Here is a 24209-nt window from a genome sequence, read left to right on the forward strand (position 1 = left end):
CAGAAGCACCACTTCAACTCCACAGAGTCGTCGTATGCCGCCCGAGCACCATGCGGCGCCTCCCTTGCGGGAGTTGCCCACCGGGCCCGCGCCTCCCGTGACCCCGCAGTTGGGAGGCCAGTGCCAGGGGCACGATTGCGTCCGCCAGGGTCACCGAAGCGGGCGATGCTGGAAGGAAACCGTGTGAGCCGGATTTCGGTCCGGGGATTCGCAGTGGCCTCGGCCACCGCGGTCACCGCTGTCGGAAGCGTCGTCGGCGTTGCCTCGGGCAGCACCGCGCAGAACAACGACGCCGAGGCGACGGCAGCCGACACCACGCTCCTCGCGGACATACCCGCGGGTCAGCAGGCCCAGGTGCAGACCGCGTCCCTGACACAGCAGGCCGACTCGCAGGCCATCGCGGCAGACGCGAGCGCCAAGAAGGACGCCGAGGAAGCGGCCCGCAAGGCCGCTGCCGAGACCGCGGTCGCGAAGAAGGCTGCCGCCGAGAAGGCTGCCAAGGCCGCCAAGGAGGCCAAGGACCGCATCGAGGCGAAGTCCGCGGCCAGCCGTGACAGCGCCCGCGACTCCTCCAGCTTCCCCGTCCAGACCAGCTACAGCGTCTCGCAGATCCAGGCGATGGCGCGCCAGATGGTGGCGGGCGACCAGTTCCAGTGCTTCAGCAACATCGTGGACCACGAGTCCAGCTGGAACTACCAGGCGACCAATGCCTCCTCCGGTGCCTACGGCCTCTTCCAGGCCCTGCCCGCCGGTAAGTACTCCTCTGCGGGCGCCGACTGGCGGACCAACCCGGCCACGCAGATCAAGTGGGGCCTCAACTACATGAACGAGCGGTACGGCAGCCCGTGCCAGGCCTGGTCGTTCTGGTCGGCCAACCACTGGTACTAGGCACTCCGCCGGGTTCGGCCGACCGCACACGTGCGGGCCGGACGCGGGTGGTCGCGCCCACGCGGCACAGCCGCGCATCGGCTCAGCACCGAGCCCTTCCGGGGCGCGGCCGGTGAGCCCCTCTCAACCTTGCAAAGCCCCTCCCCGTCCTTAGGGGAGGGGCTTTCGCCCTGTACGGTCGTACGCGAACAACTCCAGGGGGGAGTGGTGGCGAGCACGCGGGGACGCGGGGGAAGAGGACGGATCATGTCGCGAGTGCCAGGGTGGCTCGGCCGGCTCGGTACCGGTCTCACCGAGATGAGCGAGCGCCTGGACGAGCGTCGCGCGGAAGTGGAGAAGGACACCGCGCCCGAGCCGCCCGCCCCGGCCCCCGTCGCCGACCCGGCACCGGCCGCGCCCCGGCCCGCGCCGAAGACCGGCCCCCGCCCCGACCCCGCCGAGGCCGTCCCCTGGGGGGTGCGGGTCGCGGCCGAGGCCGGGTGGCGGCTGCTGGTCCTCGCCGGCACCGTCTGGGTGCTGATGCGGGTCATCAGCGCCGTACAGATGGTCGTCTTCGCCTTCGTCATCGCCCTGCTGATCACCGCGCTGCTCCAGCCGACGGTCGCCCGGCTCAGGCGCTACGGCGTGCCGCGCGGCCCGGCCACCGCGATGACCGCCATTCTCGGCTTCGTCGTCATGGGCCTGATGGGCTGGTTCGTGACCTGGCAGGTCATGGAGAACATCGACACGCTCTCCAGCCAGATCCAGAACGGCATCGACGACCTGCGCAACTGGCTGCTGAAGAGCCCGTTCCACGTCACCGACAAGCAGATCAACCAGATCGCCAAGAACCTCCGCGAGGCGATCGGCGCGAACGCCGACCAGATAACGTCCGCGGGCCTGGAGGGAGTCCAGGTCATCGTCGAGGCCCTGACCAGCATCCTGCTGGTGTTCTTCTCGACGCTGTTCCTGCTCTACGACGGTGAGCGCATCTGGCAGTGGTTCCTGAAGCTGGTGCCCGCCGCGGCCCGCCCGGGTGTGGCCGGCGCGGGCCCGCGCGCCTGGCGCACCCTGACGGCCTACGTCCGCGGCACGGTCCTGGTGGCCCTGATCGACGCCATCTTCATCGGCATCGGCATCTACTTCCTGGACGTGCCGATGGCCGTCCCGCTGGCCGTCTTCATCTTCCTGTTCTCCTTCATCCCCCTGGTCGGTGCCGTCGCCTCCGGCGCGCTGGCCGTGATCGTGGCGCTGGTGACGCAGGGCGTCTTCGCGGCCGTCATGACCCTCGTCGTGGTCCTCGCCGTCCAGCAGATAGAGGGCCACGTCCTGCAGCCGTTCATCCTGGGCCGCGCGGTCCGCGTCCACCCCCTCGCCGTGGTCCTCACGGTGGCGGCCGGCGCCATGGTGGCGGGCATCGGCGGTGCGGTGGTCGCGGTTCCGCTGGTGGCGGTGACGAACACGGTGGTGGGCTACCTGCGGCAGTATTCGCTGGAGGTCCAGAGCGGGCAGACCCCTGCGGCGACCGAGGAGGAGCCGGTCGCGGAGCACGTCGAAGACCCCGCCCACCTGGGGTGAGCGGGGTCTTCGGGAGCCGAGTCACTCGGAGAGGATCGCCTCGGTGTCAAGGGTGACGCCGACCGCCTGAACCACAGAGGCGATCTTGAACGCCTCCTGGATCACCTCACGGTCGACCCCGGCCTTGCGCAGCACCTGCTCGTGCGAGTCCAGGCACAGACCGCAGCCGTTGATCGCGGAGACCGCGAACGACCACAGCTCGAAGTCGACCTTCTCGACACCGGGGTTGCCGATGACGTTCATCCGCAGACCCGCGCGCAGGGTGCCGTACTCGTGGTCGGACAGCAGGTGCCGGGTGCGGTAGAAGACGTTGTTCATCGCCATGATCGCGGCCGCGGACTTGGCCGCGGTGTACGCCTCGGGCGTGAGGTTCGCCTTCGCCTCCGGCTCCAGCTCGCGCAGCACGATCGGGGAACGGGAGGCGATGGCGGTCGCCAGCACCGTGCCCCACAGCTGCTGCGCCGGCAGGTCGGAGTTGCCGATGACCGAGCCGAGGTTGAGCTTCAGGTCCTTGGCGTAGTCCGGTACGCGGGACTTCAGCGAGTCGAGCGACATGGGTCACTCACCGGCCAGCAGCGCGACCGGGTCGAGGGTCTCGTCGCCCTTGCTCCAGTTGCACGGGCACAGCTCGTCGGTCTGCAGGGCGTCCAGGACCCGCAGGACCTCCTTGGGGTTACGGCCGACGGAGCCGGCGGTCACCATGGAGAACTGGATCTCGTTGTTCTGGTCGACGATGAAGACGGCACGCTTGGCGAAGCCGTCCTCGCCCTCGATGCCCAGGTCGCGCATCAGCTCGTGCTTGGAGTCGGCCATCATCGGGAACGGCAGGTCGCGCAGGTCGTCGTGGTCCTTGCGCCAGGCGTGGTGCACGAACTCGGAGTCACCGGAGAAGCCGAGGACCTGGGCGTCGCGGTCGGCGAACTCGTCGTTCAGCTTGCCGAAGGCCGCGATCTCGGTCGGGCACACGAAGGTGAAGTTCTTGGGCCAGGCGAAGACGATCTTCCACTTGCCCTCGTAGGTCTTGTGGTTGATCGTCTCGAACTCCTGGCCCTTCTCCAGCGAGACGCAGGCGGTCAGTTCGAACTCGGGGAACTTGTCACCGACAGTGAGCACAGGCTCTCCTTGCAGCGAAGAAACACCCCTTTTGAGGGTATTTCTCGTATGGGTTGGACGCTGTTGATGTTGGCACAGGGTGCATTGATTAGGGAAATAGATACACTCGGTCGTGTTGATCGGAGGTGGCTATCAGTGACCATCAGTAACGGCAAGCGGAGGCAGCCGAGCCTCGCGCAGCTGCGGGCCTTCGCCGCCGTCGCCGAGCATCTGCACTTCAGGGACGCGGCGGCCGCCATCGGAATGAGCCAGCCCGCCCTGTCCGGTGCGGTGTCGGTGCTGGAGGAGACCCTGGGCGTCACCCTCCTCGAGCGTACGACCCGCAAGGTGCTGCTCTCGCCCGCCGGTGAGCGCCTGGCCGTGCGGGCGCAGGCGGTGCTGGCCGAGGTCCAGGCGCTGCTGGAGGAGGCCGAGGCGGTCCGGGCGCCGTTCACCGGGGCGCTGCGGCTCGGGGTGATCCCGACCGTCGCGCCGTATCTGCTGCCCACCGTGCTGCGGCTGGTCCACGAGCGGTATCCGCAGCTCGACCTCCAGGTGCACGAGGAGCAGACCGCGAGCCTCATCGACGGACTCAACTCCGGCCGGCTCGACCTGCTGCTCCTGGCCGTCCCGCTCGGCGTCCCCGGCGTCGTGGAACTCCCGCTCTTCGACGAGGACTTCATGCTCGTCACCCCGCTCGACCACTGGCTCGGCGGCCGCGAGGGCATCCCGCGCGAGGCGCTGAAGGAGCTGAACCTGCTGCTCCTGGACGAGGGGCACTGCCTGCGCGACCAGGCCCTGGACATCTGCCGGGAGGCCGGGCGCGAGGACGCCCCGGTCACCACCACGGCCGCCGGACTTTCCACCCTGGTCCAGCTCGTCGCGGGCGGTCTCGGCTGCACCCTGCTCCCGCGCACCGCCCTCAAGCTGGAGACGACCCGCAGCAACCAGCTCCTCACCGGCTCCTTCGCCGAGCCCGCCCCGAGCCGCCGAATCGCCCTCGCCATGCGCACCGGCGCGGCCCGCGGCGCGGAGTACGAGGAGCTGGCGGTCGCCCTGCGCGAGGCGATGCGCCCGCTGCCGGTACGGGTGTGCGACGGCACCGGCTGAAAGCCGGGCGCCCCCGTGCGGAAAACGTTCAAATGAGCTACTGGCAAAGCGAGTTGAACGGCATCAATCACCAACTTCCGTCAGCTCGGGACAGGTCGGAAAGACCTGGCTGAAATACGCCTCCGAACTGATACACATACCCCCTCAGTGCGACGCGTCAAGCGTCTGTGCGACCTGCCAAGGGGAGTGATGTCGGACGTTCGGGACGCCCTCGGCCGCGTCGGACACGACCGTCTGGCGCACGCTCTCGTGGCCTGCGGGCAGACGGAGTTCACCGGGGAGCTGCGGGTGTCCGGAAGGCCCGGGGGCGCCTTCCACCTGAGGGGCGGACTCGTGGTCGCGGCCGAGAGTCCCGGCGCCCCCGGCCCCGACGTACTGCTGCTGCGCAGCGACCGCATCGACGCCGAGCGGTGGGCCGATCTGGTACAGGAGTCCGGCGGGGCCCGCTGGCCGGCCACCGCGCTGGTCGCCCGCGGCTACGCGGGAGCCGCCCAGCTCAGGGTGGTGTGCATGATGGCGCTCCAGGACGCCGCCTTCGCCATCGCCGCAGGCCGGGTGGACTCCTGCGAACACATCGCCGGAACCGAGCCGCACGCGCCGGTCGCGGTCGGCGAGGCTCCCGTCCGGCTGATGCAGGACGCGACCCGCAAGCTCGCCGCCCTCGCCAGGCTGCCCTGCCCGGTGGGCCCCGACCGCGAACGCCCGCTGCCCGCGCCGCCGACGGACCGCGCGCTCTCGCCCCTGCAACAGGAGCTGCTCACCCACGCCGACGGCCGCCGCACGGCGCGGGACCTGGCCTTCCGCGTCGGCCGGGGCGTCTACACCGTCACCGTGGAGGTCGGGCGGATGCTGGCCGAGGGGTTCCTGGAGTGCTCCGGCACGCCGGTCCCGATCCCCGTCCGGCTGTCACCGCAGGTACGGGCCGTGCAGCATCGCGAACCGCCGACGCGGCCGCCCGTCGTGCCCACCATCCTGCCGCGCCGCGAGCCCGGCGCCAGCGGCATCACGAAAGCCCTCGCCCCGTCCAGGCACGGGTCGAGCTGGAAGGGGTTCTTCCGGCTGCGGCACCAGGCCGCCGAGTGAGAAGGGCGGACGGCCCGCCGCAACGGCCGAACCCGAACAGAGAAAGAGGGAGTTCCACCAGATGAATCGCGAAGCGCTGGCGCTGGAGATGCGCGGGTTGCGAGAACAGGTGACCGGCATCACCGACACCGCCGTCGCGGCCGCCGACGGACTGCTCATAGCGTCCGACACCGCCGACTCGATCGACCCGGAGGGGCTTGCCGCCCTCGCCGCGGCCGGACTCGGCCTCGCCCGCCGCACCACCCAGGCCACCGCGCGCGGAGCTCTGCGGCAGACGGTGGCCTACGGAAGCCACGGCTGCGCCGCGTTCTACGCCGTGGGCGACACGGCGTTGATGGTCGTGCTCGGCGACGAGGGACTCGACCTGGAGAGCCTGCACCGGGCGACCCGGCCGGCTCTCGACCGCATCGGCTCGATCCTCACCGGAAAGACCACCGAAGGAGTGTGAAGGGATGGCGACGAAGCGTATGACCCCGGGTTTCTCCGACCAGGTGATGAGCCTGGTCAAAACACTGCGATCGAATGCACCCGACTGCGTCGCGGCCGGCGTGGTGGACATGTCCACCGGCATGCTGCTGTCGTACGAAACGGTCGACAACCACCCGCCCGAGGTCCTGGACCTGCTGGCCGGAGCCACCCTCGACCTGTTCCAGGGGCGTACGGTCGTCATGATCGAGGACATCTTCAAGGAGCGCCGCGGGGTCACCCACGACGCCCATCTCTTCCAGGAGATCCTCGTCAACAGCGAAAACCTCACCCATCTGTTCGTGCGGATGAACGAGCAGCAGGACGTCGTCGCGGTCGTCGTCTGCCGCAAGTCGGTGAACGTCGGCATGCTGCTGGCCCAGGCGCGCAGGGTGGTGCGCGAGCACAGCCTGTGAGGAACGGAACATGGGCCCTTCCCGGCGGGAAGGGCCCATGCTGCGGGTCCGCTACTCGGTGCGCAGGCCCTCCGGCCGCATCAGCCGCACCAGCGGGGGCAGGCTGAGCAGGGTGACCGCGAGGACGACCGCCGCACCGATGCCGGTCATCGTCAGCACGCCCGGCCAGTCGACGCCCACCGTCGCGCCCACCATCTTCAGCAGCACCGCGCCCAGTGTCAGCCCCACGGTCGCGGCGAGCAGCAGGCCGAGCGCGATCGGGATCGCCGTCTGCCACAGCACCGACAGGCTCAGGGTGCGCCGCCGGGTGCCGAAGGCCACCAGCGCGGAGAGCAGCTTCTTGCGCTCGCGCAGCTGCTCCAGCTGGGACACCAGCAGGCTCGCGCCGATCAGCGCCAGCACACAGGTGGCGCCGACGAACAGGCCGGTACGGATGGAGGTGAACTGCCGGGACTGCTCGGTGGACGACCACACCATGGCGTCCGCCAGCGGGTCGACCGCGGCTGCCGTGTTGCGGACGTACTCCTGCACGTCCGGCACCGACTCGTCGAGCGTGACGAACACCGATCCCTGCAGCTCGCGGCTCATGCGCTCGGGCACGGCGGCCGGTGTCATCAGCACGCTGCTGTCCCGGGTCCCGTTCGGGCCGGTGATCGCGTGGGCCTGCTTCAGGCCGCCCGGTACGGTCCAGGGCACATCCGGACCCACGCTACGGCCGTCGCTCGTCTCGAGGTGGAGCGTGCGGCCCGGCCGGGCGAGCTTCGCCAGGTCGGTGTCGTTGTCCCCGCCCCTGGCCACGAAGACGTCGCCGTCGTGGCAGGACGTCAGCCGGGCCACCTCCCGCAGGGAGTCGCAGGTGCCGACGGTCATGAGCGCCGTGGTGTTGGGACCACGCCGCCAGTCCCGGTCACCCAGCGAGACACTGCCCAGCGAGGTGGCCTTCCGTACCCCCTTGGTCGCGGAGAACTTCTCGGAGACCGGGAGGAAGTCCACGCCGTGCGACAGGTTGACCTGCATCTGCGCCCGGGTGACGTCCTTCCCGGTGGACTTGGTGAAGTCGCCCTGGATGCCGGCGAGCAGCATCTGCATCGCGATCGCCCCGGCCACCGCGACCGCGACGCCGTTCACCATGCGGGCCGCCGAACCGCTGCTCAGCTGCAGCCGCCGTACCGCCAGTTGCCAGGCGACACCGCCCGAGCCGAGCCGGGCCACCACCGCCTCGACCACCCACGGCAGCAGCGCGGTCACGCCGATCAGCAGCAGCACGACGCCGCCGATCACCTGGTACTCGTTGAAGTTGCCGTTCGACCGGCCCTGGCCGATCATCGGGGCGAGCAGCCCGAGGCCGCCGAGCGGCGGCAGCAGCCGCCACCACAGCCGACGCCGTCGGGGCTTGGCCGTGCGGACCACGCCCAGCGGTTCGATGACCACGCCGCGCAGGGCGAACAGGGTGACCAGCACCGCGGCCGCCGGGACGGCGACGGCGACCAGCACGGCCAGCGCGGGCGAGGGGTTGAGATAGCTGGGGAACACGCTGGTGCCCAGGATCTCTATCGAGCCCGCGAACTGACGGCCGAGCAGGAAGAAGACCGTGCCGAAGACCAGCCCGACCAGCGAACCCGCGAGTGCCTCGCCCGCCGCGATCCGCCGGGTCATCCGGCTGTCGGAGCCCACCAGCCGCAGTGCGGCCAGCCTGCGGTCGCGCCGCTCGCCGCCGAACCGTACGGCCGCGGCGATGAAGACGGCGACCGGCATCAGCAGCACCACGAACACGACCATGATCAGCAGGACCAGGACCGGGTTCATCGGGTCGGCCGGCGTCGTGCGCCCCGGCCCGAACTGGTTGATCCGGGCGGTCTGCCAGCCGTTGATGTGCTGGGCGAGGTTCTTCGCACCGGCGTAGTAGGCGAGATCCTGCGAGCCGACGAGTCCGGACTCGGCGATCGTCCCGACGATCCGGTACGGCAGCCGCGCGCGCAGCAGCTTGCCGTCGCCGGAGTCGAGCAGTTTCCCGAGCGCGGGGGAGACGGCCATCTCGCCCGGTGCCGGGTACTTCGTCAGGCCCGGGGCGATCGGCGCCCGCGGCCCCTCGGGCTCGATCAGCCGGCCGCGGATGTCCCTGCCGTGGAACGTCGAGTCGGCATCGGCGACGATCAGGGTGTTGTCGGCCCTCTTCGAGAGCGAGCTGTAGGTGTGGTCCGCGCGGGCCTGGTCGCGCTCGTGCCGTACCGCCAGCGCGCTCGGGATCGCGGTCGTCAGCAGCAGCAGGGCTACGCCGAGGCCCACACCGACCGCCGTCAGCAGCACCCTGACCCAGCCCTCGCGCCCGCCCGTGAAGGCGAACCGGGCCCCCATGGCCAGATCCTTCGACCACTGGCGCACACTCATATGGCGCGCTCCATGTCGCGGGACTTCCCGTCGCGCACGACGATCTCGCGGTCGGAGTAGGCCGCCACCCGGGCCTCGTGCGTGACGAGGACGACGGCCGCGTTGGTCGAGCGGGCCGCGTCGGTCAGCAGCTCCATCACGCGCTCGCCGTTGAGGGAGTCCAGCGCGCCGGTCGGCTCGTCGGCGAACAGCACCCGGGGCCCGGTGACCAGCGCCCGCGCCACGGCGACCCGCTGACCCTGACCGCCGGAGACCTCGCCGGGCCGCTTGCCCTTGAGGTCGTCGACCTCCAGGCGCTCCATCCAGCCCAGGGCGGCCTTCTCGGCCTGCTTGCGGGAGGTGCCGTTCAGCCGCAGCGGGAGCGCCACGTTCTCCACGCAGGTCAGCTCCGGTACGAGCTGGCCGAACTGGAAGACGAACCCGAAGTCGCTGCGCCGCAGCGCACTGCGCTGGGCATCGGTCATGGTGGCCATCTCGCGCCCGGCGTAGGTGATGGAGCCCGAGTCGGGCGGCACGATCCCGGCGAGACAGTGCAGCAGCGTCGACTTGCCGGACCCGGAGGGGCCCATCACGGCGACCACCTCACCGGGGTGGATGGAGAACGCGGCGCCGTCGAGCGCGAGCGTCGGACCGTAGGCCTTGCGCAGGTTCTCGGCGGCGAGCAGGGAGCCCGGGGGAGGAATAGAAGTCACTTGGTCACCTCCGCACGGAGCTTGTCGAGGCGCGCCGCGGTCAGTTCCAGCCAGCGCAGGTCGGCCTCCAGGTGGAACAGGGCGTGGTCGCAGATCAGCTGGTCCGCGAGGTCCCCCTTGCGCTTGCGGTCGGTCAGGATCCGCATGCTGCGCAGGTGCTCGGAGCGCTGGGTGTCGAGGATGTCGGCCGCGTTCCGGTGGGTGAGCAGCGCGAGGACGACCTTGGTGTACAGGGTCGACTGGAGGTACTCCTCCGGCTTCTCCGGGGTCGCGAGCCACCGCTCGACGTCGGTGATGCCGGCGTCGGTGATGGCGTAGCGCTTGCGCTCGGGCCCGCCGCCCGCCTCTATCCCGTCGACTTCCACGAGCCCGTTCTTCAGCAGACGGGACATCGTCGAGTAGACCTGGCCGTAGTGGAGCGGCCGGTCGTGACCGAACTTCTCGTCGAAGGCCCGCTTCAGGTCGTAGCCGTGTCGGGGGCCGGACTCCAGGAGTCCTAGGAGGGTGTGACCGATGGACATGCGAGCACTCTACACACGGTGTATACGTCGCATGTATACGCGGTGTGTGTAGATCATGGCGGGGTGTGCGGCGGCGCAGGTGGGGGCCGATTGTCACGGTTCCGAAACAGCCTCGGCCGACGACGACCGGCCCCTCGGGTGGGGGAGGGCAGAGCCCTTCGTGGCGACGGGGACACGGGAGCGGAGCCCCTCGGGCGGGCAGGTTCCGCGGGCGGGGGCCCTCGGGTCGACGCGGTTCCGGGGGCGGGGCCCCTCAGGCCGACGGGGATCCGGGGGTGGAGCCCCCGGGCGGCCGCCCCCGGCGGGGCAGCGGTCCCGTGTCCCTCGGCAGCCGCCCGGCATCGGCCAGCGCCTTGCGGAGCAGGAACTCGATCTGCGCGTTGGCGGACCGCAACTCGTCCCCGGCCCACCGCGCCAGCGCCTCGTACACCGACGGGTCCAGCCTCAGCAGCACCTGCTTGCGCTGCTGAGGCCGACGCTGGGGGGTCGAGTCCCCGGAGGGGGCCGTCACTGGTAGAGGGTCCCGGTGTTGAGCACGGGCTGGGGCGCGCGGTCCCCGCACAGGACCACCATCAGGTTGGACACCATCGCCGCCTTCCGCTCGTCGTCCAGTTCCACGATGTCCCGCTCCGCGATCCGGGCGAGCGCCGCCTCCACCATGCCGACCGCGCCGTCGACGATGTGCCGCCGTGCCGCGACGACCGCGCCGGCCTGCTGACGCTGGAGCATTGCCGAGGCGATCTCGGGAGCGTACGCGAGATGCGTGAAGCGCGACTCGATGATCCGCACACCGGCCGCCTCGACCCGGGCCTGCAGCTCGACGGCCAGCGTCTCGGTGATCTCCTCGGCGTTGCCGCGCAGCGAGAGGCCGTCCTCCTCGTGGGCGTCGTACGGGTACTCGATGGCGATGTGCCGGACGGCCGTCTCGGTCTGGGTGGCGACGAACTCGGTGTAGTCGTCCACCTCGAACACGGCCTGCGCGGTGTCCTGCACCTTCCAGACCACGACCGCGGCCAGCTCGATCGGGTTGCCGTAGGCGTCGTTGACCTTCAGTACGGCGGTCTCGTGGTTGCGCACCCGGGTGGAGATCCGTGTGCGGGAGGTGAAGGGGTTCACCCAGCGCAGGCCGTCCTGCCGGATCGTGCCCCGGTAGCGCCCGAAGAGCTGGACGACCCGCGCCTCGCCGGGCGCGACCGTGTTCAGGCCGCGCATCGCGAGCACGGCGGCGAGAAACACGAGGACGCCGCCGACGATGAGTCCGCCCTTGGCGCCGGAGGCGGAGACCGCCGAGGAGGAGGCGAACAGGGTGACGGCGATGGCGAGCCCGAGCAGGCCGAGGAGCAGGGCGAGCCCGCCGCCGATGCTGTGGGCCTGGAACTCCCGCACGCGCGGCGCGGGCATCTCGGGTACGTCGGCGGTCGCGGACGCGTCGTGTGCGGACATGGTGGGTCCCCCTGTTCGGTGGTCCTAGCTTTGTTCTAGCTAAGTGATATCACTTTATGCCCGCAGGCAACCCATGGCCACGGATATTCGTCGGTTCCCTTGGGGCGGGTGCTGATTGTCACGTCCGTAAAAGAGCGGATCGGACGCCCTTTGTCATATAGACGGGTGTTAGTTTTCGGAGCTGACCCCGAGACGGAAGCCCCGAGACGGAAGCGGAGTGTAGGGACTCATGGGACGAGCGGAAGAGAGACGAGCGCGACAGCGCGGTGGCCGCCGCGCGGCGCCCAAGCGCCGCAGTCCGGAGTCCACGGCCGGTGCCCCGCAGGCAGTCGGTGCCCCGCAGGCGGCCGGCGCCGCACACGCGCCCGGCGGCACGGCGGCGCCCGGCGGCAGGGCGGCCTCCAGGTCCGCCAAGCCGGCCAAGCCTCCCAAGGGCCGAATACGCCGGCTCTTCACCTGGAAGAAGATCCTCGGCACGTTCTTCGGCCTCTGCCTGCTCGGCATCGCCGGTTTCGCCGCGCTCTACATGTACGTGGACATCCCCAAGGGCAACGCCGCCGCCCAGCAGCAGAGCAACATCTACAAGTACAGCGACGGCACGCTCCTCGCCCGGGTCGGCGAGACCAACCGCGAGAGCGTGGACCTGGCCAATGTGCCCAAGGATGTGCAGCACACCTTCGTCGCCGCGGAGAACAAGAGCTTCTACGGTGACTCCGGCATCGACCTGAAGGGCCTCGCCCGCGGTCTGTTCAACACCGTGACCGGCCGGGGCACCCAGGGCGGCTCGACGATCACTCAGCAGTACGTCAAGAACTACTACCTGAACCAGGATCAGACCGCCACCCGCAAGCTCAAGGAGATGGTCATCTCCTTGAAGGTCGACCAGAAGGAATCCAAGGACTACATCCTCGCGGGCTACATCAACACGAGCTACTACGGCCGCAACGCCTACGGCATCCAGGCCGCGGCCCAGGCCTACTACCAGACCGACGCCAGGAAGCTCAGCGTCCAGCAGGGCGCCTACCTCGCCGCGCTGCTCCAGGCGCCGAGCCAGTACGACTGGACGGTCGCGTCCTCCAACGCCACGCTCAAGAAACTGGTTCTGAACCGCTGGAACTACGTCCTGGACAACATGGTCAAGCAGCACTGGCTGGACCCCGCCGAGCGGCAGGGCATGAAGTTCCCGGTCCCCAAGGAGCCCAAGGGCGCTCCCGGTGAAGAAGGCCAGAAGGGCTATCTGGTCGAGCTCGCCAACCAGCAGCTCGAGGACCAGCTGATGAAGCAGGAGGGCATCAGCCGCACGGATGCCGCACAGCAAGTGGTCAAGCGCGGCTGGACCATCACCCTCAACATCGACAAGAAGAAGCAGGCCGCGCTGGAGAAGGCGGTCAAGGCCCAGCTGACCGGCAAGCTGGAACCGAAGAAGCGCAAGGTCGACGCCAACGTCCAGGCCGGCGCCGCGTCGGTGGACCCCAAGACGGGCAAGATCGTCGCCATGTACGGCGGCCAGGACTACCTGAAGCACTTCTACAACAACGCCACCCGCCGGGACTACCAGCCCGCTTCCACGTTCAAGCCGGTCATTCTCGCCGCCGCGCTGGAGCAGAACGCCACCACGCAGGACGGCAAGCCGATCAACGCCGACACGGTTTACGACGGCACCAGCGGCCGCCAGGTCCTGGACCACGGAAGCAAGGTCGGATTCGGTCCGCCGAACGAGGACCACCACAACTACGGTCCGATCACCGTCCAGACGGCGATGAACCAGTCGGTGAACTCGGTCTTCGCCCAGATGGGCGTCGACGTCGGCATGCCCAAGGTCATGGACACGGCCAAGAAGCTCGGCATGGACACCGACGGCATGCAGGCGGTGCCCGCCCAGACGCTCGGCTCGATGGGCGCCAGCCCGCTGGAGATGGCGGGGATCTACGCCACGCTCGCCAACCACGGCAACAAGGTGACGCCGTCCATCATCAAGTCGGCGCAGCAGAAGACCCGCTCGCCCCAGATGCCCGACCCGATCGGCGGGTCGGTCATCAGCCGCACGGCCGCCGACACGGTGACCTCCGTGCTGACCGGTGTGGTCGACGACGGTACGGCCAGCGGGAGCGTGGCGAGCAACCCGCTGCGCGACGGCCGTCAGGTGGCCGGCAAGACCGGTACCTCCGACGAGGACAGGTCCGCCTGGTTCACCGGCTACACGCCCGACCTGGTCACCTCGGTGGGGCTGTTCGGCGAGGACATCAAGACCAAGGCCCATGTGTCCCTGACGGGCGCCACCGGCATGATCCCGCCGCGCGTCAACGGCGGTGGCTTCCCGGCGAAGATCTGGGCCGCCTACACCTTCGGTGTGAGCCAAGGGACCAAGTTCGACCTGAACACCACCCAGGGCGCGGCCGTCGCGCCGACGCCGACCCCGACCTACAGCCACAGCCCGTCCAGCACCCCGTCGCAGACGCCGAGCAGCAAGCCGCCGACGTCCTCCGCTCCCCCGTCCCGGACGCCGTCGCAGACACCGTCCAAGACACCACCGAGCACGCCGACCACGCCGACGCAGTCGCCGCCCACCGGGACCCCGACCACCGGGGAGCCGACGGACGGCGGCACCGCGGGCGATCCGCTCAATCCCGCCGACAGCCTGGGCTCCGGCCAGTAGGCGGCAGTCGTCGGCGCACGAAAAGGGCGCCCGGGGAAGTCCCCGGGCGCCCTTCGGCGCACTTAGGCCCGATGCAGGCCGACTCCAGCACGAATCAGGCCGGCTTCAGATTCGACGCAAGCCCGCCTCAGGCCCGATACAGGCCCGCCTCAGGCCCGATACAGGCCCGCCTCAGGCCCGATGCAAGCCGGCTTCAAGCCCGGCGCAGGCCCGCCTCAGGCCCGGTTCAGCTCGAACCAGACGACCTTGCCGGTGCTCAGCCGGGTCGCGCCCCAGCGCCGGGCCAGCCGGTTGACCAGGTACAGGCCGCGGCCGCCCTCGTCCGTGGCGCGGGCCTGCCTGAGCCGCGGCAGCTGGGGCACGTCGTCGCCGACCTCGCAGCGCAGCACGTCGGTGCGCAGCAGCCGCAGCGTGACCGGGCGGGAGGCGTACCGCACGGCGTTCGTGACCACCTCGCTGACCAGCAGCTCCACCGAGTCCGTCAGGTCCTCCAGGTCCCAGCGGGCCAGAGCGCGCCGGGCCAGCCGACGGGCCTGGCCGGGGGCCGTCTCCTCCGGCTCCAGGGACCAGTACGCCACATCGCTCGGCGCGATCCCGTCGAAACGGGCCGCGAGCAGCGCGATGTCGTCGTCACGGTCGCCCGGGCCGAGCATGTCCAGGACCTCGTCGCACAGGGCTTCCAGCGGCGGCGGATGATCGGGGCCGGTCAACTGGGCGGTCGCGGCGAGCTTCTCGCGCAGCTGCTCTATGCCGGTCCACACGTCCCGCAGCCGGGACTCCACCAGGCCGTCGGTGTACAGGAGCAGGGTGGCCCCGGCGGGCGCGTCCAGCTCGACCGCCTCGAAGTCCACCCCGCCGACGCCGATGGGCGCGCCCGGCGGCACCCGCAGCACCTCCGCACGGCCTCCCAGGTGCAGCAGAACCGGCGGCGGATGGCCCGCGTTGGCGATCGTGATGCGGTGCGTGACCGGGTCGTAGACGGCGTACAGGCAGGTGGCCATGCGGTCGGTGCCCAGGCGCTGCGCCTGCTCGTCCAGGTGGTGCAGCACCTCCTGCGGGGGCAGGTCGAGCCCGGCCAGGGTCTGCGCGGTCGTGCGCAGCTGGCCCATGATCGCCGCCGAGGTCATGGAGTGACCCATGACGTCGCCGACGACCAGCGCGACCCTGCTGCCGGGCAGCGGGATCGCGTCGTACCAGTCGCCGCCCACCCGAGCGGTTTCCGCGGCCGGGAGATAGCGCGAGGCCAGCCGCACCCCGGTCGGGCGGGGCAGGGTCTCGGGCAGCATGGTGCGCTGCAGCTCGTCGGCGATGTAGGCCTCCCGGCCGTACAGCACCGCCTTGTCGATGCCGAGCGCGCTGTGCGTGGCGAGCTGGGCGGCCACCAGCAGGTCGTCCGCCTCGAACGCGAGGCGCTCGGGACGGCGCAGGAACAGCGCCGCGCCGATCACCCGGCGCCGGCCGCGCAGCGGCGCGAGGATCGCGTGCTGCCCGCCCGGTACGAGCGCCTCGCCGCCCTCGCCGAGCAGCTCGGGCAGCGCGGCATGGGCGGCGGGCGCGTCCGCGAACACCGGCCGGACCCCGCGCAGCACCTCGTTCAGGGCACCGCCCGGGCGCACCTCGCACAGCTCGGTCGTCAGCGACGACAGCTCGGACAGGGGCGACGTATCCGGTTCCGGCTCCGGGAACGGCGGCGGCAGCAGGCCCTCGGTGTCCCGTTCGTCCGGTATCCGGTCGGTCCGGCGCAGCCGCAGCACCACCGGGCCGGTGGGGCGCTCGTCACCGACCGGCAGCGGGTCGCGCAGATAGACCAGGATCGCGTCCGAGAACGTCGGCACGGTGGCCCGGCACAGCCCCATCACGATCTCGTCCAGGTCGATGCCGCGGGCGATCCGCCGGGTCGCCGCGCCCACGAATCTGAGCCGGTCCCCGTCGCGCCGCATCGGCATCGGCCGTCCCGGCGGCAGTCCGCGCCCGGTACGGCGCTCCTGGCCGCCCGGTGCCTTCTCCTCCTCGCTGCCCGGCTGTGGCGGAATGCCCTCCGGCGCGGGGCGCGGCCGATGGGTGTCGGGCTCGGCGGTGGCGGGCTGGGAGTGTTCGGGGCCGTCGACTGGGGGCTCCTTCCTCTTGTTCCCCTTGCCGCAGGGCATGTTGGTCGCCGGGCCCGACGGCGTCCCGTCGGCCCGGGCCTGGGCCGGTAAGGCCGGGTTGCCGAGCGGCTTCGGGGTACGCAGGAGCGCCCCGCGGGCCTCCGCGGGGTCGACGCCCGGCTGGGGGCGTTCGAAGGAGGTGGGCTGCTCCGTCACGCGTGTCGCATCCGTCCGTCCGGGGCTGCGCGCCGGGCGCGCAGATGGTCCCGCCGAAATCCCGATACCCGGAATACGTGCCCCAGGAACGGAATTCCCGCGTGGTCAGAGGTTGTTCCTGTGCCACCGGCGAACCCTGTCCGGTTCGCGGTGGTGTTGCCCTCGTATCCCTCGCTCACGTCCTGCCGCCCCTCGGTGACGTTCGGTCAAGCCCTGCGCATGTTCCGGAAGTTGCACTGATGCACCCTTGCGGAGGACGATCCTACGGTTGTGCACCGGGGGCGCATCAAGGGTCTCATGAGGACACGTGCGCGGGCGTACGGTCCCAGTCCTCGGGGAGAGACGGTACCGTCCAGGACGGATCCGGGCGCCAGTGCTGCCAGCCGTCCCCGAACGGCGGGCCCCAGGCGTCGACGGCCGCCACCGCGGCCCGCCCGGCCGCCTGCACCTGCTCGGCCGTCCGGGCGTCCATCAGCCCGTCCCGCTGGGCCTGTGCGAACTCGTCCTCGTCCCGCCAGTGCCAACTGCGGTCCGGGTTGACGGAGATGTCCAGGAAGTGGTCCACGGAGTCCACTCCGCCCGCCCAACGGGCTAGCGGTCGTTCGAGGTTGACGTACCAGTTCTTGAACCGCCAGCCCGGATCCCAGAACAGCCATACCGACCAGGGCTCGCCGGGCCGGGCCAGCTTCAGCACGCCCGTGCCGAACCACCGGTCCCGCTGCACCGTGCGTGGCTTGGTGTAGCGGGTCTCCAGCGGCTCCAGGTGCACGGGCGTCCCGTCGGCCAGCACCGGCTTCACACATTCGGTGCCGGGCGCCATCCACACCGCGAGCAGGTCCTTGTCGTCCCGGACGACGGTGACGGGGCGCGCGATGTGGAAGCCCTCACCGGCGTTCTCGCGGTACCGCCACAGGATCTGTGTCCCGGGGGCCCAGTAGGTCGCAGGTCCACCTGCCACTCGCCTCACCGCTCCGTCGTCCGCCATGGACAGATATTAGGTGTCGTAGGCATACGACGCTGCGGCGCCCGTCACGGTTCGGCACGGCCGGGATTCCTGCTACGGACGGGTCATCCGCAGGACGTCCAGTGCCTCGTCCAGCTGCTCCAGGGTGAGCAGGCCGCGCTCCACGTACCCGCCCTCCAGCACGACCTGGCGGATGGTCTTCCGCTCCGCCAGGGACTTCTTGGCGACCTTCGCGGCCTCCTCGTAGCCGATGTACTTGTTCAGCGGGGTCACCACGGAGGGGGACGACTCGGCGTACTCGCGGGTCCGTTCCCGGTCGGCCTCGATGCCGTCGACGGTCCGGTCGGCCAGCAGCCGCGAGACGTTGGCGAGGAGCCGGATCGACTCCAGCACGTTCTTGGCGATGACCGGGAGCATCACGTTCAGCTCGAAGTTCCCCGAGGCGCCGGCCGTGGCGATCGTCGCGTCGTTCCCGATCACCTGGGCCGCCACCATGAGCACGGCCTCCGGGATCACCGGGTTGACCTTCCCCGGCATGATCGACGACCCCGGCTGCAGGTCGGGCAGCCGGATCTCGGCGAGCCCGGTGCGCGGCCCGGACGCCATCCAGCGCAGGTCGTTGGCGACCTTCGTCAGCCCGACCGCGATGGTCCGCAGCTGCCCGCTGGTCTCCACGATCCCGTCCCGGGCGCCCTGCGCCTCGAAGTGGTCGCGGGCCTCGGTGAGCGGCAGCCCGGTGGCCCGCGCGACCTCCTCGATCACCGCGGCGGAGAACCCGGGCGGCGTGTTGATCCCGGTCCCGACCGCCGTGCCGCCCAGCGGCAGCTCGGCCAGCCGGGGCAGCGAGGCACGCAGCCGCTCGACGCCGTAGCGCACCTGGGCGGCGTACCCGCCGAACTCCTGGCCCAGCGTGACGGGCGTCGCGTCCATCAGATGCGTCCGCCCGGACTTCACCACGTCCGCGAACTCCTCGGACTTGCGGGTGAGGGAGGCGGCGAGGTGCTCCAGCGCCGGAATCAGGTCGCGGGTCACCGCGGCGGTGGCGGCGATGTGGAGGGAGGAGGGGAACACGTCGTTGGACGACTGGGAGGCGTTGACGTGGTCGTTCGGATGCACGTCCCGGCCGAGCCGCTCACCGGCGAGGGTGGCGATCACCTCGTTGGTGTTCATGTTGGACGAGGTGCCGGACCCCGTCTGGAACACGTCCACGGGGAAGTGCGCGTCCCACGCCCCCTCCGCGACCTCCGCGGCCGCGTCCTGGATCGCCTTCGCCACGTCCTCGTCCAGGACCCCCAGCCGGGCGTTCACCTTCGCCGCGGCCGCCTTGATCCGCGCCAGCGCCTCGATGTGGGCCCGCTCGATGCGCTGGCTCGAGACGGGGAAGTTCTCGACGGCACGCTGCGTCTGCGCCCGCCACTTGGCGTCGGCGGGGACACGCACCTCGCCCATGGAGTCGTGCTCGATCCGGTATTCGCTCATGCCGGTAACAGCGATCGTGGCGGCGGGGTTGTTCCGGACTGTGGGCCGCACGGGTGCCGGCGGCATCGCCGTGACCCGGGACTCGCCGGGGCCGTGCGGCGGACCCGGTGACCGGCACGGGACGCCCGCCCCCGCGTCCAGCGGGGGCGGGCGTCCGTCACAGGGTCAGGCCAGGCCCGGCCCCCGCACCGGAATCGTGGTGAACGTCGGCTGCGGCGCCGGGTCCTGGAAGAAGTCGTTGCCCTTGTCGTCCACGACGACGAACGCCGGGAAGTCCTCGACCTCGATCTTCCAGACCGCCTCCATGCCCAGTTCCTCGTACTCCAGGACCTCGACCTTCTTGATGCAGTCCTGGGCGAGGCGGGCGGCCGGTCCGCCGATGGAACCGAGGTAGAAGCCGCCGTGGGTGCCGCAGGCGTCGGTGACCTGCTTGCTGCGGTTGCCCTTGGCGAGCATCACCTTGGAGCCGCCCGCCGCCTGGAACTGCTCCACGTAGGAGTCCATGCGGCCGGCCGTGGTCGGGCCGAAGGAGCCGGAGGCGTAGCCCTCGGGGGTCTTGGCGGGGCCCGCGTAGTACACCGGGTGGTCCTTCAGGTACTGCGGCATCTCCTCGCCCGCGTCCAGCCGCTCCTTGATCTTGGCGTGCGCGATGTCACGGGCCACGACCAGCGGGCCGGTCAGCGACAGACGGGTCTTGACCGGGTACTTCGTCAGCTCGGCGAGGATCGTGTCCATCGGCTGGTTGAGGTCGATCCTGACGACGTCGTCGCCGGAGGTGTCCAGGTGCTCGTCGGTCGTCTCCGGCAGGAAGCGCGCCGGGTCCGTCTCCAGCTGCTCCAGGAAGACGCCCTCGGCGGTGATCTTGGCGACGGCCTGGCGGTCGGCCGAGCAGGAGACGGCGATGGCGACCGGGCAGGACGCACCGTGCCGCGGCAGGCGGACGACCCGTACGTCGTGGCAGAAGTACTTGCCGCCGAACTGCGCGCCGATGCCGATCTTCTGCGTCAGCTCGAAGACCTTCTCCTCCAGCTTCTTGTCCCTGAAGCCGTGGCCGAGCGGCGAGCCCTCGGTGGGCGCGTTGTCCAGGTAGTGCGCGGAGGCGTACTTCGCGGTCTTCAGCGCGTACTCGGCGCTGGTGCCGCCGACGACGATCGCCAGGTGGTACGGCGGGCACGCGGCCGTACCGAGCGAGCGGATCTTCTCCTCCAGGAACTTCATCATGGAGGCCTCGTTCAGGACGGCCTTCGTCTCCTGGTACAGGAAGGACTTGTTGGCCGAGCCGCCGCCCTTGGCCATGAAGAGGAACTTGTAGGCGCCGCCGTCGGTCGCGTACAGCTCGATCTGCGCCGGCAGGTTGGAGCCGGTGTTCTTCTCCTCCCACATGGTGAGCGGAGCCATCTGCGAGTAGCGCAGGTTGAGCTTGGTGTAGGCGTCGAAGATGCCGTGCGACAGGTGCTCGGCGTCCTCGCCTTCGGTGAGGACGTTCTGCCCGCGCTTGCCCATGACGATCGCCGTGCCGGTGTCCTGGCACATCGGCAGCACACCGGCCGCCGCGATGTTGGCGTTCTTCAGCAGGTCGAGGGCCACGAACTTGTCGTTGGCCGACGCCTCCGGGTCGTCGATGATGCGGCGCAGCTGCGCCAGGTGGGCCGGGCGCAGATAGTGCTGGATGTCGTGGATGGCCTCCGCGGCGAGCTTGCGCAGCGCCTCCGGCTCCACCTTGAGGAACGTCCGCCCGTCGGGCCCCTCCGCGGTCGAGACGCCCTCGGACGTCACCAGCCGGTACGGGGTGGTGTCCTCACCCTGGGGGAGCAGATCGGTGTATGCGAACTCAGGCATCTCAGCCCATTCCTCACTCTGACGGACGGCCGCCCGCCGACGCTGGCGGGCCTCACCAGCGTAGAACCTGCCGCCGACGGGAATCCTGTGAGGTAAGGCTCAGTCGCCGGACACGCGGGCCGCCTGTACCCCTAGTCGCGATCTATCGCGTTTCGGTACGCTGCTGTCGTGGACCTTCAGAAGCACCCCCAGCCGCAGGACAGCACGCCGCACGTGGCCGAGTTGCGCGCCTCGGACGCCGACCGTGACCGTGTCGCCGAGATCCTCCACGAGGCCCTGGCCGAGGGCCGGCTGACCGTCGACGAGCACGCCGAGCGCGTGGAGGGGGTGCTGAGCGCCAAGACGGTCGGTGAGCTGGAGGTCTTCATCCGGGACCTGCCCGCCGCCCGGAGTCAGGCCCCGGCCTACACGCCCGTCCCGTCCTGGCCCGCACCCGGCTCCGTCCCCGCCCAGGCCGACGCCAACGTGGTGGCCGTCCTCAGCAGCGCCGTGCGCCGGGGCCGCTGGCGCGCGGGGCGCCGGCTGCACGCGTACTCGGTCTTCGGCACCGTCGAGATCGACCTCAGTGAAGCGATCTTCGAGTACCAGCAGGTCGTCATCAAGGCCGTCTCGGTCTTCGGCGACATCCAGATCCGCGTCCCGGAGAACGTGTCGCTGCGCGGCACCGGCGGCGGCGTGCTGGGCAACTTCGAGGTGGACACACTGGATTCGGCCGATCCCCAGGCTCCCGTCGTCTACGTCGACGGGTGGGCCGTGCTCGGCAACGTCGAGGCGCGGCCCAAGCGGGGCAAGCTCGTCGCGGACATCATCCAGCGTGTGCAGGACAAGGTCGACAGGAAGTTGCGCAAACACCTGGACCGTTGACGGTCGCGAATCCGCCGGTGACCGGAGGGCTGTGTGCCGGCCGCGGCCGACGCCGGGGGGCGTGAACAAGCCGCCACGCGCCTGCGGTTGGAAACGCAGTGCATAGGCTCGCGCACAGCGGGTAGGCCTTGCTGCATCGTCGCTCACTCGCGAAGCCGTCGTCAGGAGTAGACCGTGCTGCAACCGCCGCATTCGTCCCTGCAGGTAGCTGCTGTTCCGGCCCAGCGGGTGCCAGCACGAGACAGGGATCAAGACGCACCCTGGCACACCGAGGCGGTGTGCCGGCGCGATGAGGCAGGCTTGTTCTTCGCCCCGTCGAAGGAGCCGACGGCCGCGCGCCTGTCACGCGAGGAAGCGGCCAAGCGCGTCTGTGCGCGCTGCCCCGTCATGGTCGAGTGCCGCGAACACGCGCTCCTCCAGCCCGAGCCCTACGGCGTCTGGGGCGGCCTCACCGCGGCGGAACGCCGCGTGGTGCTGGCGAGGCGCCGCAGGCGCGAGATGGAACTGAAGAAGGCGACCAGGGCGACGGCCAACCGCATAGCGGGTTAGGGCCGTACAGCGGGTTGGGAAGGAAAACAGGGGATGCACCCTCTCCGCACAGAGGGCGCATCCCCGAACGGGGTCGCGGGGAACCGCGCGATCAGCCACGGCGGACTCGCACCCGCCGGCAGACGCGCAGCTCCCTCTGATCAGGCGCTGCCCGGCCTACTTGGCCCGGTCGAAGTCGATCGCGCTGTAGGCCCGGAGCTTGCGCAGCCGGTGCTCGGAGTCGATCCGCCGCACGGTCCCCGACTTCGACCGCATCACGATCGAATCCGTGGTCGCGGTCTCCGACCGGTACCGGACCCCGCGCAGCAGCTCACCGTCGGTGATACCGGTGGCGACGAAGAACACGTTCTCTCCGGTCACCAGGTCCTCGGTCGTCAGCACCCGGTCCAGATCGTGCCCGGCGTCGATGGCCCGCGCACGCTCCGCGTCGTCCTTCGGCCACAGCTTGCCCTGGATGGTGCCGCCGAGGCACTTCACGGCACAGGCCGAGATGATGCCCTCCGGGGTGCCGCCGATGCCGAGCAGCAGGTCGATGCCGGTGCCCTCGCGCAGCGCCAGGATCGAGCCGGCCACATCGCCGTCGGAGATCAGCTTGATGCGCGCGCCGGCCTCACGGACCTCCTTGATGATGCCCTCGTGCCGGGGCCGGTCCAGGATGACGACCGTGACGTCCTCGGGCGCGGACCGCTTGGCCTTGGCGATCCGCCGGATGTTCACCGACACGGGCGCGTTGATGTCGACGAAGTCGGCGGCCTCGGGGCCGGTGACCAGCTTGTCCATGTAGAACACGGCGGACGGGTCGAACATGGCGCCGCGCTCGGTGGCCGCCAGGACGGCGATGGCGTTGGGCATGCCCTTGGCCGTCAGGGTGGTGCCGTCGATGGGGTCGACCGCGATGTCGACCTCGGGCCCGGTGCCGTCGCCGACACGCTCCCCGTTGAAGAGCATCGGCGCCTCGTCCTTCTCACCCTCTCCGATGACGACGACGCCGTTCATGGAAACAGTGGAGACGAGGGTCCGCATGGCGCGCACCGCGGCGCCGTCGGCGCCGTTCTTGTCGCCCCGCCCGACCCAGCGGCCGGCGGCCATCGCCGCGGCTTCGGTCACCCGGACGAGCTCCAGGGCGAGGTTACGGTCGGGCGCCTCGGAGGGGACGTCCAGCTCGGACGGCAGATGATGATGTTCGGTCATCGGAGCGCACCTTTCTGATACGACGACGGCCGGATGAGGGTGTGGTTCCGACTCTATCGTTAGGCAGACAAAATGAGCAGGGGACCCCACGTATGAGCGCTCCGGGCACCTGCGACGATAGAGGGCGTGGCAGGTTCGAACGGCAAGCAGAAGACGGTCCGGGACATGATCCTCTCCCTGGCCCTCATCGGGCTGGCGGCGGGGTTCATCTATCTCCTCGTGCCGCACAGCGATCACGCTCCCGACCTCAAGCGGGTCGACTACCGGGTCGAGCTGTCGACGGCCCGCCGCGCGGCGAGCTACCCGGTGGCCGCTCCGGAGGGGCTGCCCGCGGCCTGGAAGGCGACCTCGGTGCGCTACCAGGGCGAGGACTCCGACCGCTGGCACCTCGGCTTCCAGGCCCCCGGCGGTCAGTACGTGCAGGTCGAGCAGTCGACTCAGAAGCGCGCCGACTTCATCGACCAGGCCAGCCAGGGCGCCTCGGCGACGAAGCGGACCGAGAAGATCGGCGACCGCATGTGGACCCGCTACACCGGCGGCCGCTACGACGCCCTGGTGCTGGAGGGCACCCCCGGCTCCACGACGGTGGTGGCCGGCACGGCCCCCTTCGACCAGCTGACCACGATGGCGGCCGCGCTGAAGATCCAGTGAGCGCACCCGCGCCTGCACGCGCACACGCAGGAGGCCCCCAGCGACGCTGCTGGGGGCC

Annotated in this window: 22 protein-coding genes; 10 read left to right on the top strand and 12 right to left on the bottom strand. The window is 70.5% G+C overall.

Features of this window, described 5'->3' with window-relative positions; genetic code table 11:
• The first annotated feature begins 183 nt into the window (after positions 1-183).
• Both AB0H32_RS21175 and AB0H32_RS21180 read left to right on the top strand, forming a co-directional pair.
• Positions 184-888, top strand: coding sequence for a transglycosylase SLT domain-containing protein (locus tag AB0H32_RS21175; RefSeq protein WP_361122655.1), 705 nt, complete (start codon positions 184-186; stop codon positions 886-888).
• A gap of 246 nt (positions 889-1134) precedes the next feature.
• Positions 1135-2445, top strand: coding sequence for an AI-2E family transporter (locus AB0H32_RS21180; RefSeq protein WP_361122658.1), 1311 nt, complete (start codon positions 1135-1137; stop codon positions 2443-2445).
• A gap of 21 nt (positions 2446-2466) precedes the next feature.
• Here the strand turns inward: AB0H32_RS21180 and AB0H32_RS21185 are convergent, their stop codons facing one another.
• Both AB0H32_RS21185 and AB0H32_RS21190 read right to left on the bottom strand, forming a co-directional pair.
• Positions 2467-3000, bottom strand: coding sequence for an alkyl hydroperoxide reductase (locus tag AB0H32_RS21185; RefSeq protein ID WP_361122661.1), 534 nt, complete (start codon positions 2998-3000; stop codon positions 2467-2469).
• 3 nt (positions 3001-3003) lie between these two features.
• Positions 3004-3558 carry a peroxiredoxin gene (locus AB0H32_RS21190; protein WP_361122664.1) on the bottom strand — a complete coding sequence of 185 codons (555 nt, stop codon included), beginning with the start codon at positions 3556-3558 and terminating at the stop codon, positions 3004-3006.
• Positions 3559-3693: 135 nt separating this feature from the next.
• Between AB0H32_RS21190 and AB0H32_RS21195 the strand changes: the two genes are divergently transcribed.
• The 4 genes from AB0H32_RS21195 to AB0H32_RS21210 all read left to right on the top strand — a co-directional run bounded on the left by AB0H32_RS21195 (position 3694) and on the right by AB0H32_RS21210 (position 6611).
• Positions 3694-4647, top strand: coding sequence for a LysR substrate-binding domain-containing protein (locus tag AB0H32_RS21195; RefSeq protein WP_361122667.1), 954 nt, complete (start codon positions 3694-3696; stop codon positions 4645-4647).
• Positions 4648-4836: 189 nt separating this feature from the next.
• Entirely contained in the window at positions 4837-5730 is an 894-nt protein-coding gene (locus AB0H32_RS21200) for a MarR family transcriptional regulator (protein WP_361122670.1), read from the top strand.
• A 61-nt stretch (positions 5731-5791) separates the two neighbouring features.
• A complete protein-coding gene (locus tag AB0H32_RS21205) occupies positions 5792-6178 on the top strand; it encodes a roadblock/LC7 domain-containing protein (protein WP_361122673.1) in 387 nt (128 codons plus the stop codon).
• A 4-nt stretch (positions 6179-6182) separates the two neighbouring features.
• Complete coding sequence (locus AB0H32_RS21210; RefSeq protein WP_361122676.1) at positions 6183-6611, top strand: hypothetical protein; 429 nt, start codon at positions 6183-6185, stop codon at positions 6609-6611.
• 51 nt (positions 6612-6662) lie between these two features.
• Here the strand turns inward: AB0H32_RS21210 and AB0H32_RS21215 are convergent, their stop codons facing one another.
• The 5 genes from AB0H32_RS21215 to AB0H32_RS21235 form a co-directional block, all read right to left on the bottom strand.
• The gene (locus tag AB0H32_RS21215) at positions 6663-8999 is read right to left on the bottom strand and encodes an FtsX-like permease family protein (protein ID WP_361122678.1); all 2337 of its coding nucleotides are present in this window, start codon (positions 8997-8999) and stop codon (positions 6663-6665) included.
• Positions 8996-9682 carry an ABC transporter ATP-binding protein gene (locus AB0H32_RS21220; RefSeq protein WP_361122723.1) on the bottom strand — a complete coding sequence of 229 codons (687 nt, stop codon included), beginning with the start codon at positions 9680-9682 and terminating at the stop codon, positions 8996-8998. The genes AB0H32_RS21215 and AB0H32_RS21220 overlap by 4 nt, the downstream gene beginning before the upstream one ends.
• Positions 9683-9687: 5 nt before the next feature.
• Positions 9688-10212 (bottom strand): PadR family transcriptional regulator, encoded by a 525-nt coding sequence (locus AB0H32_RS21225; protein WP_361122681.1) that lies wholly within the window; start codon positions 10210-10212, stop codon positions 9688-9690.
• Between the two features lie 253 nt (positions 10213-10465).
• Entirely contained in the window at positions 10466-10723 is a 258-nt protein-coding gene (locus tag AB0H32_RS21230) for a hypothetical protein (protein ID WP_361122683.1), read from the bottom strand.
• A complete protein-coding gene (locus tag AB0H32_RS21235) occupies positions 10720-11655 on the bottom strand; it encodes an SPFH domain-containing protein (RefSeq protein ID WP_361122686.1) in 936 nt (311 codons plus the stop codon). Before AB0H32_RS21235 ends, AB0H32_RS21230 begins: the two co-directional genes overlap by 4 nt.
• 229 nt (positions 11656-11884) lie before the next feature.
• Here AB0H32_RS21235 and AB0H32_RS21240 point away from each other — a divergent pair, with 229 nt between their 5' ends.
• Entirely contained in the window at positions 11885-14311 is a 2427-nt protein-coding gene (locus AB0H32_RS21240) for a transglycosylase domain-containing protein (protein ID WP_361122688.1), read from the top strand.
• A gap of 215 nt (positions 14312-14526) precedes the next feature.
• Here AB0H32_RS21240 and AB0H32_RS21245 read toward each other — a convergent pair whose 3' ends face one another.
• The 4 genes from AB0H32_RS21245 to AB0H32_RS21260 all read right to left on the bottom strand — a co-directional run bounded on the left by AB0H32_RS21245 (position 14527) and on the right by AB0H32_RS21260 (position 20896).
• Complete coding sequence (locus AB0H32_RS21245; protein ID WP_361122691.1) at positions 14527-16614, bottom strand: SpoIIE family protein phosphatase; 2088 nt, start codon at positions 16612-16614, stop codon at positions 14527-14529.
• 295 nt (positions 16615-16909) lie between these two features.
• Positions 16910-17599, bottom strand: a complete 690-nt coding sequence (locus tag AB0H32_RS21250) for a DUF402 domain-containing protein (protein ID WP_361122694.1) — start codon at positions 17597-17599, stop codon at positions 16910-16912.
• A 72-nt stretch (positions 17600-17671) separates the two neighbouring features.
• Complete coding sequence (locus AB0H32_RS21255; protein ID WP_361122697.1) at positions 17672-19057, bottom strand: class II fumarate hydratase; 1386 nt, start codon at positions 19055-19057, stop codon at positions 17672-17674.
• Positions 19058-19222: 165 nt separating this feature from the next.
• Positions 19223-20896, bottom strand: coding sequence for a fumarate hydratase (locus tag AB0H32_RS21260; RefSeq protein WP_361122700.1), 1674 nt, complete (start codon positions 20894-20896; stop codon positions 19223-19225).
• Positions 20897-21064: 168 nt separating this feature from the next.
• On the opposite strand from AB0H32_RS21260, the gene AB0H32_RS21265 reads away from it, so the two are divergent.
• Entirely contained in the window at positions 21065-21760 is a 696-nt protein-coding gene (locus AB0H32_RS21265) for a DUF1707 domain-containing protein (RefSeq protein WP_361122703.1), read from the top strand.
• A 174-nt stretch (positions 21761-21934) separates the two neighbouring features.
• Positions 21935-22309, top strand: coding sequence for a WhiB family transcriptional regulator (locus AB0H32_RS21270; protein WP_116147887.1), 375 nt, complete (start codon positions 21935-21937; stop codon positions 22307-22309).
• A gap of 156 nt (positions 22310-22465) precedes the next feature.
• On the opposite strand, the gene glpX is transcribed toward AB0H32_RS21270, so the two are convergent.
• On the bottom strand, positions 22466-23500 hold the full coding sequence (glpX, locus tag AB0H32_RS21275) for a class II fructose-bisphosphatase (RefSeq protein WP_361122706.1): 1035 nt from the start codon (positions 23498-23500) through the stop codon (positions 22466-22468).
• A 126-nt stretch (positions 23501-23626) separates the two neighbouring features.
• Between glpX and AB0H32_RS21280 the strand changes: the two genes are divergently transcribed.
• Positions 23627-24151, top strand: coding sequence for a DUF4245 domain-containing protein (locus AB0H32_RS21280; RefSeq protein ID WP_361122709.1), 525 nt, complete (start codon positions 23627-23629; stop codon positions 24149-24151).
• The last annotated feature ends 58 nt before the right edge of the window (positions 24152-24209 follow it).

Origin of the sequence: Streptomyces sp. NPDC020362, assembly GCF_040642095.1 — a bacterium.
Lineage (GTDB): Bacteria > Actinomycetota > Actinomycetes > Streptomycetales > Streptomycetaceae > Streptomyces.

Bases quoted from the DNA above. Each gene is read 5' to 3' on its own strand.
- AB0H32_RS21180 (WP_361122658.1), top strand. From the start codon at position 1,135: ATGTCGCGAGTGCCAGGGTGGCTCGGCCGGCTCGGTACCGGTCTCACC.
- AB0H32_RS21185 (WP_361122661.1), bottom strand. From the start codon at position 3,000: ATGTCGCTCGACTCGCTGAAGTCCCGCGTACCGGACTACGCCAAGGAC.
- AB0H32_RS21200 (WP_361122670.1), top strand. From the start codon at position 4,837: ATGTCGGACGTTCGGGACGCCCTCGGCCGCGTCGGACACGACCGTCTG.
- AB0H32_RS21205 (WP_361122673.1), top strand. From the start codon at position 5,792: ATGAATCGCGAAGCGCTGGCGCTGGAGATGCGCGGGTTGCGAGAACAG.
- AB0H32_RS21210 (WP_361122676.1), top strand. From the start codon at position 6,183: ATGGCGACGAAGCGTATGACCCCGGGTTTCTCCGACCAGGTGATGAGC.
- AB0H32_RS21215 (WP_361122678.1), bottom strand. From the start codon at position 8,999: ATGAGTGTGCGCCAGTGGTCGAAGGATCTGGCCATGGGGGCCCGGTTC.
- AB0H32_RS21225 (WP_361122681.1), bottom strand. From the start codon at position 10,212: ATGTCCATCGGTCACACCCTCCTAGGACTCCTGGAGTCCGGCCCCCGA.
- AB0H32_RS21235 (WP_361122686.1), bottom strand. From the start codon at position 11,655: ATGTCCGCACACGACGCGTCCGCGACCGCCGACGTACCCGAGATGCCC.
- AB0H32_RS21240 (WP_361122688.1), top strand. From the start codon at position 11,885: ATGGGACGAGCGGAAGAGAGACGAGCGCGACAGCGCGGTGGCCGCCGC.
- AB0H32_RS21250 (WP_361122694.1), bottom strand. From the start codon at position 17,599: ATGGCGGACGACGGAGCGGTGAGGCGAGTGGCAGGTGGACCTGCGACC.
- AB0H32_RS21255 (WP_361122697.1), bottom strand. From the start codon at position 19,057: ATGAGCGAATACCGGATCGAGCACGACTCCATGGGCGAGGTGCGTGTC.
- AB0H32_RS21260 (WP_361122700.1), bottom strand. From the start codon at position 20,896: ATGCCTGAGTTCGCATACACCGATCTGCTCCCCCAGGGTGAGGACACC.
- glpX (WP_361122706.1), bottom strand. From the start codon at position 23,500: ATGACCGAACATCATCATCTGCCGTCCGAGCTGGACGTCCCCTCCGAG.